This is a genomic window from Microbulbifer taiwanensis (assembly GCF_014904815.1).
GTDB lineage: Bacteria > Pseudomonadota > Gammaproteobacteria > Pseudomonadales > Cellvibrionaceae > Microbulbifer > Microbulbifer taiwanensis.
This window is the reverse complement of the sequence record NZ_JACZFR010000021.1, coordinates 117,093-131,898: the sequence shown is the minus strand read 5'-3', so window position 1 is coordinate 131,898 and position 14,806 is coordinate 117,093. Positions and strand designations below refer to the sequence as shown.

Annotated in this window: 12 protein-coding genes; 6 read left to right on the top strand and 6 right to left on the bottom strand. The window is 59.3% G+C overall.

All coding sequences use genetic code 11. From position 1 onward, the window contains the following. Nucleotides 1-32 precede the first annotated feature (32 nt). Nucleotides 33-1,259 carry a hypothetical protein gene (locus IG627_RS07525; protein WP_226864815.1) on the bottom strand — a complete coding sequence of 409 codons (1,227 nt, stop codon included), beginning with the start codon at nt 1,257-1,259 and terminating at the stop codon, nt 33-35. 17 nt (nt 1,260-1,276) lie between these two features. Continuing rightward, the gene (locus IG627_RS07520) at nt 1,277-1,735 is read right to left on the bottom strand and encodes a hypothetical protein (protein ID WP_193191733.1); all 459 of its coding nucleotides are present in this window, start codon (nt 1,733-1,735) and stop codon (nt 1,277-1,279) included. 28 nt (nt 1,736-1,763) lie between these two features. On the opposite strand from IG627_RS07520, the gene IG627_RS07515 reads away from it, so the two are divergent. Together IG627_RS07515 and IG627_RS07510 are read left to right on the top strand one after the other, a co-directional pair. Further along, entirely contained in the window at nt 1,764-2,045 is a 282-nt protein-coding gene (locus IG627_RS07515) for a hypothetical protein (RefSeq protein ID WP_193191732.1), read from the top strand. Nucleotides 2,046-2,087: 42 nt separating this feature from the next. After that, nucleotides 2,088-2,336, top strand: coding sequence for a hypothetical protein (locus IG627_RS07510; protein ID WP_193191731.1), 249 nt, complete (start codon nt 2,088-2,090; stop codon nt 2,334-2,336). Between the two features lie 380 nt (nt 2,337-2,716). Here IG627_RS07510 and IG627_RS07505 read toward each other — a convergent pair whose 3' ends face one another. Beyond that, nucleotides 2,717-4,015: an energy transducer TonB gene (locus tag IG627_RS07505; RefSeq protein WP_193191730.1), complete on the bottom strand. Its 1,299-nt coding sequence runs from the start codon at nt 4,013-4,015 to the stop codon at nt 2,717-2,719. Nucleotides 4,016-4,726: 711 nt separating this feature from the next. Between IG627_RS07505 and IG627_RS07500 the strand changes: the two genes are divergently transcribed. Continuing rightward, on the top strand, nt 4,727-5,797 hold the full coding sequence (locus IG627_RS07500; protein ID WP_193191729.1) for a branched-chain amino acid aminotransferase: 1,071 nt from the start codon (nt 4,727-4,729) through the stop codon (nt 5,795-5,797). 332 nt (nt 5,798-6,129) lie between these two features. Then, on the top strand, nt 6,130-6,726 hold the full coding sequence (locus tag IG627_RS07495; RefSeq protein WP_193191728.1) for a Yip1 family protein: 597 nt from the start codon (nt 6,130-6,132) through the stop codon (nt 6,724-6,726). A gap of 65 nt (nt 6,727-6,791) precedes the next feature. Here the strand turns inward: IG627_RS07495 and IG627_RS07490 are convergent, their stop codons facing one another. Continuing rightward, entirely contained in the window at nt 6,792-7,274 is a 483-nt protein-coding gene (locus IG627_RS07490) for a hypothetical protein (RefSeq protein WP_193191727.1), read from the bottom strand. 391 nt (nt 7,275-7,665) lie between these two features. Between IG627_RS07490 and IG627_RS07485 the strand changes: the two genes are divergently transcribed. Next, a complete protein-coding gene (locus IG627_RS07485) occupies nt 7,666-8,979 on the top strand; it encodes a parallel beta-helix domain-containing protein (protein ID WP_226864814.1) in 1,314 nt (437 codons plus the stop codon). Continuing rightward, on the top strand, nt 8,972-10,129 hold the full coding sequence (locus tag IG627_RS07480) for an SO2930 family diheme c-type cytochrome (RefSeq protein WP_193191726.1): 1,158 nt from the start codon (nt 8,972-8,974) through the stop codon (nt 10,127-10,129). Before IG627_RS07485 ends, IG627_RS07480 begins: the two co-directional genes overlap by 8 nt. Before the next feature lie 105 nt (nt 10,130-10,234). Here the strand turns inward: IG627_RS07480 and IG627_RS07475 are convergent, their stop codons facing one another. Together IG627_RS07475 and IG627_RS07470 are read right to left on the bottom strand one after the other, a co-directional pair. Continuing rightward, nucleotides 10,235-12,493, bottom strand: coding sequence for a transporter substrate-binding domain-containing protein (locus IG627_RS07475; RefSeq protein ID WP_193191725.1), 2,259 nt, complete (start codon nt 12,491-12,493; stop codon nt 10,235-10,237). Nucleotides 12,494-12,514: 21 nt separating this feature from the next. Next, nucleotides 12,515-14,797, bottom strand: a complete 2,283-nt coding sequence (locus IG627_RS07470; RefSeq protein ID WP_193191724.1) for an MltF family protein — start codon at nt 14,795-14,797, stop codon at nt 12,515-12,517. Between the last annotated feature and the right edge of the window lie 9 nt (nt 14,798-14,806).

Here is a 14,806-nt window from a genome sequence, read left to right as displayed (position 1 = left end):
AAAGTCCCACCGGCAAGCGGACCTCAAGAAGGTCAGATACTGGTTTCCAGTGGGCCTGTCTCCGCTTCGTAGATTTCCTTCAGCAGTTCGCGCCACTGGCGGTACTGGTTTTCCACCGAGCCGGTCAGTGTCACCGTGCGATCTTCCAGTTCTACGATCTGCGGCTCAACCTCGGCCTCCATGGAGTCACCGAGCTCCTGCAGTGCCTCGATGTGCATTTTGGCATCGCTGCGGCGATCGAATCCGCTCTTGATCAGGTAGCCGCCGCCGGCGATACCCACTTGTCCAGCGGCGCGGGCACTGCCAGCACCGGAACCGGCGGCGGCGATACCACCGATAATGGCCGCTGCGCCCATAATGGTGTGGTTGCGCGCCTTTCGCTTCAGTTCGCGCATCTGCTTCACCTCTTCGTAACTCATGGCGCGCCACTCCTGGTAGGGCGTTTCCATGGATTTTACGAAGGTGCCATAGTAGCCCTGCAGCGTGTCCACAAAGAGGTAGTCGCGTTCGCGAATACGGCGCACCCGTTGCAGCATCGGGTCGTTTTCTGCCGGCAGGGCGCTCAATTGGTAGATACCATCCTCACTCTGTGTCAGGTAGCGGTCGAACGCGTGGGGGGAGAAGCTGCGGGCAAACTTCATTTCGGAAATGGTGCGCAGCTCGGCGATATAGCGGTCCGACAGTTTTTGCCGGTAATTCAGCATATCGTTGGCGACGCGATTGTAGATGCCCTGGAAGGCATCACCCTCGGTGGGGTGTTTGCGGTCGTAGGCATAGTGTGAGGCCTGTTCCGAGTACTGCTTGGTAAACCAGCGCTGGCCGCGTGAATCGGTAACAGTGACATCCACGGTCAGGGTTTCGCCATCAGACTGTACTATGCGACCGGTTACCGTGATATCAATATTGGTGCGCTCAGTGGGGATCACGCGCACTGCGCCCCAGCCCTGGCTGGACTGCAGGGACTCGGCCAGTGTGACCGCGATATAGCGCGATTCGGCCTGGCGCAGCTCCGGGAACACCAGTTCATCCTCATCGACCTCGGCGGTGTCCAGGCCCGGATTGAATTGCACTATGCCCACGTCGAGCAGACGATCTTCCGCAATGGTCGCGTCCTCGACGGTCAGGGGAGTAAATGCGGTGGTCCGCACTTCCGTGGTCGTGCAGGCACCGATGGCCAGGGACAATGCCAGCAACAGGCCGCGGCTGAGATGACCTCTGCCAAACAGGCGATTGCAAAAATCCCGGTTGGAATAAAACATTCTGACTTCCTCCGCTGTCACTTCTGCGCGTTTTTATATTTTCGATATTCTTCCCACAGTTTTTCCCGCAGTTCCGGATCCGACTCGCGGGTGGCCGCTTCGCGAATCTGGCGCGCCACAACATCGTCGTCGTTGCCGTCGGGAATATCCGCGGGAACCACTGAGGGGGAATTAGTGTGATCGTACTCGCCTTTGCGGCCCGCCGTGGGCAGGCCCGGGCCAGTGGCCTGGCCGCTGGAATTGTTCTGCTCCGGGCCGCTGCCCCCCTCGGCGCCGCCTCCCGGCGGGGGCGGGATTTCCGCCTCGGCGGATTCAATCAGGTCTTCCAGGGATTCCCCGGGGGGCGGCTCGTCCATGGCTTCCTCCCCACCCTCCTGGGCGGAACTGGGGCGATTGCGCACATAGTCGCGCTCGCGCAGGATCATACCGTCGTAGCTGGCCATGGTGGATTCAAACTGGCCCTCGAGCTCCGCCACGCGCTCGGCGGTGCTGCTGGGAGCCTCGTTGGGCGCGCTGCTCCCGCGGGCAGGGCTGCCGGCACTGCTGGCAGGCTGGCCGGAAGCTGAACTGCTGGAAGCGGATGCGCTGCTCGATGAAGCGCTACTCGAAGACGCACTGCTGGACGAAGCGCTACTACTCGAAGACGAACTGCTGGACGAAGAGCTGGAAGAGGATGTCTGCTCCTCCTCGGAAAAATCGACCTCATCCGGCGGCTCGCCCTGGCTGTTGGTGGATGGGTCCGGCGGCATTCGGCTGTCCTCCGGGCGCTGGTCGGATTCACTGTAAACCGGTGAAGAGGGATCGCGGCTGCGCGCACTGGGATCGGGCATGCTGTCGCCGGCAGAGCTGCTGCGCCGCGACGACTCTTCACCACTGCGGGAGGCGGTGCTGGAACTGCTACTGGATTCCCGGCCGGATTCGATAGAGGGCATGCCGCTACTCGGCTGGCTGCTGGTGCTGCCGGGCATACCCTGGCTCGGCCGGCTGGAAGAGCTGCTCGAGGGCATACCGCCGCTCGCGGTCTGCGACTGGCTGGGACTCGATGAGCTACTGCTGCTGGATGACGAGCTCGACTGAGGCTGGGATGAAGAGCTGGAAGACGACTGTGATTGCGATGGGTTTGCCGGGGGCTGCGACTGGGTCTGCTGACTCTTACAGCCGACCATGGCCGCGCTCAGCACGCTGACTGAAACCAGCGTGCGCCAGCCAATAGCCAGCCGGGTGTTTTTGTGTACCGCTTTCCGTAGTGTCATTTTGTCTCTCCAGAGGCACCCAGCGGGCGCGGTCGGATGTGTGATATTGCGGCGAAAGCCGGGCAGGCAGCCTGCCGACCCGGCTCAATACAAGGCTGCAGGAGGTTGCGCTGCTGCAGCCAGTTTAACGATTCGACAGCGGCCCTTATCCGGGGTTTATACCCGCTGTTCACAGAGGCGCCAGATTTGCGCATCTCGCTGGTGTCAGTCGAAAACGAACCGCTGCACTATGCCAGCGGTTTCCACCGGCTCGCCATTCTCAAACCGCGGGCGAAATTTGGCGCGTTTCAGTACATTGCGAACACGGGAGCGAATACTGACCCTGTCCACCGGATAGGCGTTCAGTATCTGGATATTACGCGCCTTGCCAAAGGCAGTGACGTCGTAGGACACGGTGACATAGGTTTCCGACAGCGCTTCGCGATCCTCGTCGAGCATTGGCAGTGCCGGCAGCGCTGCCGGCCGGCCGAAGATATCCGAGATCTCCTGATTGGTGGCGCCGTTGTTCCACAGAGCCTGATAGGCTTCACCGTAAGTTTTCCGCGCCGAGTGCCATTTGTTGAACATCATGTACCAGTCGCCCAGCTCCACCTTGGCCTTGGCGGACGCTGCCGGCGGCGACTGGGGGTTTTTCTGGTAGACATCGACGATGCGCGCTATGGCATTTTTGCCGGTGCTGAAGCTGTTCATACGGTAGTGATCGAGTTTGGAGCGCCGTTGTGCGTCCAGGTCGCCGCCGCCGAAGCTGGTGTTGATCACCACCGGCGGCTGGGGTTCGCCCTGGTAGGTGGCCAGGTAATAGTTGGTGGCTTTGAGACCGCGCAGGGCGTCCACCAGGCGCAGGTCATTGGCGCCGAAGTTCTGTGTGATGATGTCCACCGCCAGTTCATAGAGGTTGGTGGCGCTGATCAGGTGTTCGAACAGTGTGCCGCCTTTTTCCTCCACATAGGCCTGGAGGTGCCAGCGGCTCAGGTCATTGATGACCGGCAGCATACGCGGGTCGTTTTCACCGTAATTGCGCGCGTGTAACCAGTAGAGGTACTGCTGGTTGTCATTGGCGTCCTCCCACTGATTCAACGCTATCTGGCTTTCGATCATGCGCTCTATCATTGGGATCTGGTTCAGTGAATAGAGTCCTTCGTTGACCCGGTTGATCAACATGGCGCGGCGAAATTCGCTGATGGCCTCCTCGTGGTCTCCGGCCTTCTGCAATGCTGTGGCGAGGCCGAGCAGCTGTTCATCCATACCGGCGCCATAGGCGCCGTACTGGGCTTCCATATCTTCGATGCGTTCGCGGTAGCTGTCCACGACCTGTGACGGTCGCAGTTGTCGTCGAGTGGTCTTCAGGGGTTTTGACGCCGCCTCGATAAAGGCCTGGGGTGGGGCATTGGTGTCGTCGATGACGGACGCGCCAACTTGCGCATAGGCGCTGCCACACAGCAGAGCTGTGGCTGTAAACATCAAGCCGATAGCAATGGTGTTGCTGGTATCTGTCTGTGTCACGATTGAACCACTTCCGTTCCATGTTTTGCTTCACCCGATTCCAGCCGCTGAACTTTCGGCCAGCGCGCGTGGAATGGCGGGCACGAACTCCGCTTGGGCTTGTGGCCGTGCGGATTTTCTCTCCCTGAAGTGTGGTTCTTTCACAATCCCTGACGGTGCCCGGAGCCTGTTCTGTTGTTTCCGGTGACAGGCCGGTGACAGGTTGCTGGCTTGCGAATAATTTCCGCGTCGCCACCTGTGAATACGCGCCCGGAGCCTGTTGTCCGACTTCTCGGGTACGTAACAGTGAGTATAGCCACCGCAGCTCGCCTCCTGGCTACGGTGGCGTTTAAAGCTTCGGCAGGATTTTTGATTTGTGAACAGGTGCATTACCACCATTTGGGTTTAGCAGTCTTGTCGCTGGGGGGTGGCAGCCAAGCTGTTTAATTCGGGAAAGCAGGTGCCATTAATTTGCTCCCGGGAGCAAAGGGGTGACGGCTGGTCGGAAAATAGTCGCGTTCACCGCTGCTGTGGGGGCGGCGGTCGCGGCAGTGCTTGTCGCCGAAATGGCCTGGATATGACGCCACTATTCGAGGGGGCGAAACTCGCATCCTATTTTTATGGATAGTTATGCATGTTTGTTGCTCATATGGTGGTGTGGCAGGGTGGCATATTTGGATTGCCGGGCGGCAAGGGCCATAATCAGCGCATCGGAATGAGAGGAGAGTGCCGGTGAGTATTTATATAGATCCAGCCGTGGCGGCCAGTCTGCGCGGATATGAGATGCCCGAGAAACTGGGCTTTGGCACAGTCATGGCGCCGGTGATGTTCCGCGCCGTGTGCCAGGATGGTTGCTGGAGCAGGGGCGAGCTGATTCCCTATGCCCCACTGTCGCTGGATCCCGCGGCCAAGGTATTGCACTACGCTCAGTCCTGCTTTGAAGGTATGAAGGCCTACCGCACCCGGGATGGCGGCATCAGCCTGTTTCGGCCGGAGCGAAACGCGGCGCGCATGGCACACTCGGCTGAGCGGCTGTGCATGCCGCCGGTGCCGGAATCGCTCTTTATGGACGGGGTGCGCACAGTGACAGCCTATTGCGCCAATCTGGTGCCTGCCAACAGCGGCGAGTCCCTTTACCTGCGGCCCTTCCTGATGGGAACCCAGGCTGACCTGGCCGTTTCCGCCAGCACTTCCTACGAATTTTATGTGATCGCCAGTCCTTCCGAGGCCTATCACTCCGGCAATATGCGCCTGTGGGTGGAGCGTGAGGACTCCCGCGCGGCCATAGGCGGCACTGGCGACGCCAAGGTGGGTGGCAACTACGCCGCTTCACTGCTGAGCATCGCACGTCTCAAGCAGCGTGGGTACGACCAGTCACTGTGGCTGAATGCGGGCAATCGGCAGTCGGTGGATGAGCTCTCCGGTATGAACTTCTTTGCGGTGATTGACGCTGAGCTGCATACGCCGGCACTGAACGGCTCCATTCTGGAGGGCATCACCCGAGAATCCCTGATAGAGCTGGCTCGCGACCTGGGCTATCAGGTGCGGGAGTGCGCTATCGATATCGATGAGCTGCTCCGGCGGGTGGCAGACGGTAGCTGTGAGGAGGCCTTCGCCTGTGGCACCGCGGCCATCATCAGCCCGATCAGCGTGCTCGGCGACGGCGGTGAGAACTACCAGCTGGCCAGTGCGCCGGGCCCGGTGGCAGAGCGCCTGCGCCAGGCACTGCTGGATATCCAGGAGGGGCGTACCGAGGACAGGTTTGGCTGGATGCAGCCGGTCGAGGTAATCAGTCTCGACTGATTTCAGGACTTGTGTCGGGGCGGTCGCCCGGCTGCCCCGGCCGCTCCTGCGCAATGTAATTGTATTTCCCCTCCACCGAGTTGTTCGGTATCACATCCCCTATCGCGATTGTTTCCTGCAGAAACGCATATGAAATCTTTCCCGCCAATCGAGTTGCGGTCGTTGACTTGCGCGACCGAAGTGCCTACAACTGACTCGTCAGAATAAAAATAGAACTGGAACTTCGGGAATGGCCTTTCAGCGGTATTCCTCACTTTGACAAGCAGTATCCAGATCAATTTGAGCAACTAGGTCTCGCCCAATAGTTCCTTACAGTGAGTGAGGAAATCGGGATGTTGATCCATATGTTCGGGCTGTTGGTTCAGCCGCGCAGGCAGTGGCAGCTCATCGGAAACCTGTCGGAGAAAAACCTTCGCCGGCAAATCCCCTACGTCATAGTGCTGGCACTGTTGCCTGCGCTGGCCTGGTATTTCGGTACCACCAGGGTGGGTTGGAGTATCGGCGGTGGTGATCCGGTGCGGATAACCAGTGACAGCGCCCTGTCCCTGGTCGCCGTCTTCTACTGCACCATGGTGCTGGCGGTAGTGGCCATCGGGTACTTTATACACTGGATGGCCAAGACCTACGGAGCCAGTACCTACCCGATGAAGGGGATGGTGATCGCGGGCTTTACCGCCACGCCAATCTTTATCGCCGGCGCAGCCGGATTCTATCCGATGCTGTGGCTGGATATACTGCTCGCCACCCTGGCCGTGGCCTACGCGGTCTACCTGCTCTACCTGGGCATTCCGATCGTGATGGGTGTATCTGAGGAGCGCGGTTTCCTGTTCGCCAGTGCGATAGTCACCGTGTCCCTGGTGGTCGCGGTAATGGTGATGGTGGGGACTGTGCTTTTCTGGAGCCTGGTCGCCCCTCCGGTTTTCCACTGACGATTCGATCCGGTTTCGCAGGGGTGGCCAGTTACCGCTCCTGCGATCCGAATCGTTCAGGCTGTTCACGGCGTATAGCGGTACTCCAGCCGATAGCCATTCGCCAGCTGCAGCTTTTGTGTCGCGACTCTGCCTCTCTCCAGCTCGATTTCATGTAGGGACTTCACAACCTGCCGCGGTTGCGTGTCTATGCAGTGCACACTCATGGCAGCGATGGTCTTGTCCTCACTGATTACCGAGTGCTCCACTATCTGCAGAACCAGACCATCCCCCCGGCTCCGCAGCTGGTAACCGGGGCCGCTGGCCAGGATCAGGCGGTACTTCATGGCGCCCCAGGGGCCGTCGCAGCGGATTGCCTGGTATTCCCGCGGCGGCACTTCTCCCGCAATAGCCCCCGAGTCGTAGGACTCAAAGTCCCCGCCCAGCTCCTGCTGTGCCTGGTAGCTGTGTCCGGAGGGAGTGACTATCTCCAGCTCAAGGGTCTCCTTTCCCTGGGCGGCGGTGCTGAGGCAGATGCTGAGAGCGTAGAGCGAGAGTCGATTATTCATGGTTCTGCAGCAGATCCTGGCCACTGGTGTGGTGTTAGGCGCTAAATGCGGTTATCAGCCCCCAAAATGTTCACAGCAAGGCGCCGCTCGCAGGGAATTGCTGGCCCTTATCAAGAGCGGCAACGCCGCTGTGGGCATTGGGGGGCTTCGGGCGGGCCGCATTTAGCACCTTACACCACACAGGATCCCGGCACTACAGGCCGTGGCGGAGTCCGGCAAGGGGCGAAAAAAGTGCCTTGATGCCCCCTGACTGATTGGATACTATCGGTCTCGCTGGCAGCCAGCCATTTTTTGCGCGATTTAATTGGTACGTTTGTACTTATTTGGGCCCGAAAGGGCTGGGCGCTCCATGTGCTGTCACGGGTCATAACTCGAATAAAAGGAAAACACCATGAAGACTGCAGCCCACAAGATGGGGATAGCGGGCGTTGCGCTGGCCGCTGTACTGGCCGCGGCCTGTTCCCAGGACAAGCAAGAGAACCGGGCCGAACCGGCCCAGGCCTCCGCCTCGGCCGACTTCCAGAAGCAACTGCTCAAGCAGCTGATCTCGGCACAGCCCGGCGATGTGATCGAGCTGCCCGCCGGCAAGTACCAGCTCAACCGCAGCCTGTCCCTGAATGTAGACGGCGTGACCATTCGCGGTGCCGGCATGGACAAGACGATTCTTTCCTTCAAGGACCAGATTCAGGGCGCCGAGGGCCTGCTGGTGAATGCGAGCAATTTCACCATCGAAGACCTGGCGATCGAGGACACCATCGGTGACGCCCTCAAGGTTAACGAGGGCGAGAACATCATCATTCGCAATATTCGCGTCGAGTGGACCAACGGCCCGGCCACTGAAAACGGGGCCTATGGCATCTATCCGGTGCAGACCAAAAACACCCTGGTGGAAGGCACTGTGGCGATCGGCGCTTCCGATGCCGGCATCTACGTCGGCCAATCCCGCAATGTGATAGTGCGCAACAACCGCGCCGAGTACAACGTCGCCGGTATCGAGATAGAAAACACCATCGGTGCCGATGTTTACGACAATGTGGCCACCAATAATACGGGCGGCATCCTCGTGTTCAATATGCCCAACCTGCCGCAGCCGGGTCACAGCACCCGCGTGTTCAACAACAAGGTGTTCGAGAACAACACTGAGAACTTCGGTCACGAGGGCACGCCGGTGGCCGCGGTACCGGCCGGTTCCGGTGTGGTGATCAACTCAAATGACAATGTAGAGATTTTCAACAACGAGATTGCCGATAACGACACCTCCAATGTAATCGTGAGCAGCTACTACATGGCCGGCTACTACAGTGACAAGTCGACCCAGGAGGCTTTCGATCCCTATCCGGAAGGTATCTACATCTACGACAACCAGTTCAGTGGCGGCGGCACCTCTCCGGATCACCTGGAGCTCAAGGCGCTGAAACTGGCCAAGTTCGGACTCAGCGGCAGTCTGCCGGATATTTTGTGGGACGGTGTCGTTAATGCGGAAAAGATGGTGGATGGCTTGGTGCCGGATGCACTGAAGCTGTGTATCGACAATGGTGATGCCGGCATCATCAATGTTGACGCGGGCAACGATTACAAAAATATCACCACGGATATTACGCCACACAAGTGCAGCCTGAAAAAACTGCCGCAAATCGTGCTGGACTTCGATCAGCCGGTGGAGGGCGAAAGTGAAGTGGCACAAGTCGAGGCCGCCGATGCGTAAATCGCTGTTACCCAGGTGGCTGGGGGGCGCGGTGCTGGCCCCAATTTTCGCCGCCGCGTTGAGCGGCTGCGATGCACCCCGCCAGCAGGTTACCGTTTACGAGCGCGACGCAGTACCAGAGCAACTGAGTGACTGGCATATCGTCGAGGCAATCGACGGTGAGCTGTCCCTGAACGATGGCGTGATCCCCTACGACCTGAACACCGCCCTGTTCACCGACTACGCGCACAAGCTGCGCACAGTGTGGATGCCGGCGGGTAGTTCGGCGAGTTACGGTGATGAGCGCTTCGACTACCCGGTAGGCACAGTGCTCAGCAAGACCTTCTACTACCCCAGGGGGGAGGATGGCGCCGTGCTGCGCACCGACGACTACGGCAGTGACTATGTCGCAGGCCGGGTGGGTGAAACTCTGGACCTGGACAGGGTGCGCCTGGTGGAGACCCGGTTGCTGGTCAAGCGCGCCGACGGCTGGCAGGCGCTGCCCTATGTGTGGAATGCCGAACAGACGGAGGCAACGCTGGAGATTGCCGGCGATGCCAGCCGCCTGCAGTTGGTAGGTACCAGCGGAGAGAGTGCCGGATTTACCTATGTGGTGCCTGATGCGAACCAGTGCGCCGGTTGCCACGCGGACAACCACACGAAAAAGGCCATAGCTCCTCTCGGTCCACGCGCGCGCCATCTGAATAAGGATTATCCCTATGCGGGTGGTGCGCAGAACCAGCTGCTGCACTGGCAGCAGATCGGCTATCTGAGCGAACTTCCGGAGTTTGCAGGGATTCCGCGCAATGCAGATTACGCCGATACCAGCCTGTCACTGGAGGAGCGGGCGCGCGCCTACCTGGATATCAACTGCGGCCACTGCCACAACCCGTCCGGTGCCGCGGATACCTCCGGGCTGATGCTGGCGCATATGGAGCAGGACAGGCGTCGACTGGGTCTGTGCAAGCCGCCGGTGGCGGCGGGTACCGGCAGCGGCAACCGCCTGTTTGCGATAGTGCCGGGTGCGCCGGACAAGTCGATCCTGAATTTCCGCGTGGAGTCCACCGATCCCGGTGCGATGATGCCGGAGCTGGGGCGCAGCCTGGTGCACGAGGAGGGCAGCGAGCTGTTGCGCCAGTGGGTCGCGTCTATGCCGGGCAGCTGTTCCTGATTGCGGGTACATCGACGGGCAGCGCCGGCGAGCAGATGGCTTGCCGGCGCTATCGGCTGGTAGTTTGCTGTGGTACGAAACGGCCACACTTCCCGGAGCCTTCGGCTAGCCAGAGGCTGATTTGAAGCCCGGCCGGTAGGGAACGACTAGCGTAACCTGGTTGTGGCGCCGGTAGGCGTCCAGCAGGGCGACATAGGTTCGGTATCTGGCCTCAATTTTCCGCACATAGTCCACCGGTTCCTGACCGCGCGCGTAGCCGTAACGCGCCTTCCTGTAATACTTCTTCTGTGACAGCAACAGCATGGCCCTCTCAACATTGCCAAACCATACTTTGCGGTCCCAGCCCATCTCCGTCGCCAGTTCCTTGGCATCGTACACATGCCCGAGTCCCGCGTTGTAGGCGGCCAGGGTGAACCACATCTCGTTGTCCGGGGCTATGTCCTCCCGATTGACGAATTTTCTGTGCAGCCAGTCCAGGTATTTGAGGCCGGCGCGCACGCTGGTCTCCGGGTCGAACAGATTCGATTCCCCCACCTGCTTGCCGGTATCCGGCATCACCTGCATCAACCCGCGGGCACCCACCCAGGACTTGGCCTTGGGGTTGAAGCTGCTCTCCTGGAACATCTGCGCCACTACCAGGCGCCAGTCGAAATCGTACTCACCCGCATATTCCTGTACCAGGTCGTCATAGGGAGAAATCTTCCCCTTTGCGGTCAGCTCGGTAATTTCGGGACGCGAGCGTTTGGGGGAATCGAAGTACTTGCTGTACAGCTGTTGCTGCCTTTTCTTGGTCTTTTTCTTCTTCAGAAAATCATTGACCGCCGAAACCAGTTGTGGATTTGTCTGGCGCATCATCCAGGCGTGGTCGTGATCGTCCTTGAGGTCCAGGGATAACTCGATATCGCTCCGCCAGGAGCGTTCCATATTGACGGTCAGGTCGTCGGCGAAGGTGAGGTCGCATTCTCCCTGGACAATCTTGTCAAAGATTTGCTGGATATCCGTGCTTTCGGGCACTTTCTCGAACTTTACGTCGGGCACCTGCTGCTGGATTTTCTGCAGGAGGTCGTAGTGGCTGCTGCCTTCGCGCACACACACGGTGCGCCCGGTCAGGGCCTGCAGGTTTTTCACGCCCCTGCCTTTCCCGGAGACAATGCCAACCCTGGCTGTATGGGTGGGGGAGGAGAATCGCATGCCCTGCTGTTCCCGCTTTGGGGTGATGGCCAGCAGGTTTGCCGCTATATCGGCCTTGCCGTCGTTCAGTATTTCGATAAAGTCGTCGTGTTCCGGCGCAACGATGATTTCCAGGCGCACGCCAATGTCCTTGGCGAAGTCCTGCAGCAGTTCGTATTCGTAACCGAGGATGCGCCCCTTCCACATGAAATAGCTGCCGGCATTGTTGCGGGTGGCCGCGCGCAGTACACCGCGCTCCTTGATCTGGTCGAGATCGCCAGTAAACCGAGCCGTGGAGCGGGAGAGCTTGATGTGGCGAATCTTTTCGTTGATGGCCTGCATCAGCTGTGGAGATTCCTTGCGGATTGCCCAACCCATCACCAGTGCTTCAGGGAAGGTATGATTCTTTTTCAAATCGTCGCGAAACTGCAGCACCTGGTCCAGGACTACTTCGTCGACAATGGTGAAGTCCGCCTGGCCCTGGGCGACTTCCACGGTGAGGTCAACGTAATTGCGTTGGACCACGTCCAGCGTCAGGTCAGGGTGCTTGCGGGCAAACTCCCGGGCTTTTTCCTCGAAGACGGTGCCGGCGGTGACCCTGAGGGTTTTTCCCTGCAGTCGGTCGTCCTGCCCGACGGCGGGCTCGCTGCCTTTCGAAACAAGCACCAGCCGGGGGTGGGAAACAGGGGTTGAGAAATCCACCAGTTGCCGGCGCTCTTCGGTGATCGCCATATCGTTGGCAATGATATCGGCCTGACCGCTGCGCAGCAGTTCAATCAGTTGGGTAAAGCTGTCCGCGTAGAGTACCACTGGCTCCAGATCCAGTCGTTCGGCCAGGCGTTTGACCTGGTCTATCTCTATATCCTGGCGGGTGGCGGCCCGGTGCAGGGACTGGGTATTGGCGATATCCACCAGTATGCGCAGCTGGCCGCGCTTGCTGATCGCTTCCAGGTCGCCCGTTTCCGTGTAGTTGTCGTATTCGCCGATGGGGTATTCCCCCATAATCTCCGGTACCCAGGCTACACTGCCCTGGTCGTCAGCCGTCTCAGCACTTTGGCCGGTAGATTGATCGGCGCTTTCGAGAGCGTCTTCCTTCGGGGCTTCAGGTTCTGGAACCGATCTGTCGCAGCCGGTGACAGCGCAGAACAGGACGAGCAGTAGTCCCGGTAGCAGGCATCGCAGGGCCGTGTGCATGGTTGATCCTTTTATTGCTTCTCACTCGCCGTCCGTCACCAGGCGCTCGTCAGCACACTCCTGCAGCCACGTTTTAAGCCAGACTGGAAAATATCCACAGCGGAAAGAGGCGATAGCGTCTATTTGAGCCTGGTGGGCGTCCAGCAGTGCGACATAGCGGTTGAAGCGCGCCTGGATCTTGCGCACATAGTCCACCGGCTCCTGGCCGCGTGCGAACCCGTAGCGCGCCTTGCTGTAGTACTTTTTGTCCGACAGCAGCAACATGGCTTTTTCCACATTGCCAAACCAGACCTTGCGGTCCCAGCCCTTGTCTTCCGCCAGATCCTTGGCGTCGTATACATGCCCGAGTCCCGCGTTATAGGCGGCGAGGGTGAACCACATCTCGTTGTCCGGGGCTATGTCTTCGCGGTTGATAAACTTTTCATGCAGCCATTCCAGGTATTTCAGGCCGGCGCGTACCCCCGTTTCCGGATTGTAAAGGTTCGTTTCGCCCACCTGCTTGCCGGTATCCGGCATTACCTGCATCAGCCCGCGGGCGCCAACCCAGGACTTGGCCCTGGGATTGAAGCTGCTTTCCTGAAACATCTGCGCGACCACCAGGCGCCAGTCGAAATCGTACTCCTCGGCATACTTTTTCACTATGGCATCGTAGGGCGATATGTGGCCGCCGGCGGTCAGCTTCTTGATTTCCGGGCGTGTGTACTTTGGCGTTTCGAAGTACTTTTCTTTCAGGGTGGTGAGTATCGGCGCGGTATCATCTTTGCCAAAGAATTTGTCGATCGCTGCCAGTAACTGCGGATTTTCGTTCCGCACCATCCAGGCGTAATTGTCAGTCTGCAGATCCAGTTGGAAGTGAATGTCGTCGCGCCAGCTGCGCGCCAGCTGCACCGATATTTCATCCACCATCGCCAGGTCGTAGTCGCGCTCGGCTACCTTGTCGATGACCTCCGAGATTTTGACCTCTTCCGGGACCAGCTCCACCTCGATCCCGGGGACCTGGTGTCGCAGCTTTTCCAGTATGTCGTACTGACTGCTGGACCTGCGCACATGGACTTTCCTGCCTGATAGTTCCTGAATGCTGTCGATTGCATCGTCCTTGCGTGCCACGACGCCAACCCTGGATTTGAAGTAGGGGCTGGAGAAGGCCATGCCCTGGTGTTTCCGGCGCTCGGTAATCGAGAGCAGGCTGGCGGCGATATCGGCCTTGCCATTGCTGACGAACTCCACAAAGTCGTCGTGCCCCTCGGCGACAATGATTTCCAGGCGCAGCCCCTGATCCTTGGCAAACTTCCTCAACAGCTCGTACTCGTAGCCGAGTATCCGGCCTTTCCACATGAAGTAGGTACTGGAGGTGTTTCGTGTGACGGCGCGCAGCTGGCCGCGCTTTTTGATTTCGTCCAGGTCGCCGGTGTAGCGCTCCGTGGTGCGATAGAGTTTGACGTGGCGAACGCCTTCGTTCAGCTGCTCCAGCAGTTGTGGGCTGTTCTTGCGTATGGCCCAACCGAGTTCCTGCTCTTCGGGGAAGGTGATGTTTTTCTTCAGGTCTTCGCGAAACTGCAGTACCTGGTTGAGAATAGATTCATCTATAACCGTGAAATCTTTACTTCCCTTGGCCACGTCAATTGCCAGGTCCACGTAATTGCGATCCAGGACCTCGACTTTCACGCCCGGGTGCTGCCGGGCAAATTCCCTCGCCCTTTGCTCGTAGGTGGTGCCCTCAGTGACCACCAGCGTTTTGCCTTTCAGCTGGTCGCCGTCTTCGACTTTGGGTTGGTCCCGACGGGAAACCAATACCAGCCTGGTGGTGGTCATGGGGGTGGAAAAGTCCACCAGTTGTTTGCGCGCCTCGGTGATGGTGAGATTGTTGGCTATGAGATCGCCCTTGCCGGCGTTCAGTTGCGGGATCAGCTCGTCAAAGCTGTCCACATAGAGAACGACGGGTTCCAGCCCCAGGTAGTGCGCAAAGCGCTTCGCCATCTCGAGTTCAATGTCCTGCTGGGTGGCTGCACGGGGGAGGGATTGGGTGGTGGCAATATCCACCAGTATGCGGAGTTTCCCGTGATTCTTGATGGCGTCCAGGTCGCCGGTTTCCGTGAAGTTGTCGTAGGCCTTAATGGGGTATTCCCCTTCCACTTCCGGGGTCCACTCGGCAGCCGCCTTTTTGTCCCTTTTCTCGATGCGCAACTCGGCGCCCTTTGCCCCTTTCTCCGGGGGCTCCCCCGGGGATGTTGTGGGGCGGTCGCAGCCGGAAAGCGCGAGCAGCAGGGAGAGTCCGGTCAATAGGAATCGCAGAGTGGCGGGCATGGCGGCTCC

Excerpts from the sequence above, each read along its gene's own strand:
- IG627_RS07490 (WP_193191727.1), bottom strand. The coding sequence starts at position 7,274 with ATGAATAATCGACTCTCGCTCTACGCTCTCAGCATCTGCCTCAGCACC.
- IG627_RS07475 (WP_193191725.1), bottom strand. The coding sequence starts at position 12,493 with ATGCACACGGCCCTGCGATGCCTGCTACCGGGACTACTGCTCGTCCTG.
- IG627_RS07525 (WP_226864815.1), bottom strand. The coding sequence starts at position 1,259 with ATGTTTTATTCCAACCGGGATTTTTGCAATCGCCTGTTTGGCAGAGGT.
- IG627_RS07495 (WP_193191728.1), top strand. The coding sequence starts at position 6,130 with ATGTTGATCCATATGTTCGGGCTGTTGGTTCAGCCGCGCAGGCAGTGG.
- IG627_RS07510 (WP_193191731.1), top strand. The coding sequence starts at position 2,088 with ATGCTGTCGCCGGCAGAGCTGCTGCGCCGCGACGACTCTTCACCACTG.
- IG627_RS07470 (WP_193191724.1), bottom strand. The coding sequence starts at position 14,797 with ATGCCCGCCACTCTGCGATTCCTATTGACCGGACTCTCCCTGCTGCTC.
- IG627_RS07480 (WP_193191726.1), top strand. The coding sequence starts at position 8,972 with ATGCGTAAATCGCTGTTACCCAGGTGGCTGGGGGGCGCGGTGCTGGCC.
- IG627_RS07485 (WP_226864814.1), top strand. The coding sequence starts at position 7,666 with ATGAAGACTGCAGCCCACAAGATGGGGATAGCGGGCGTTGCGCTGGCC.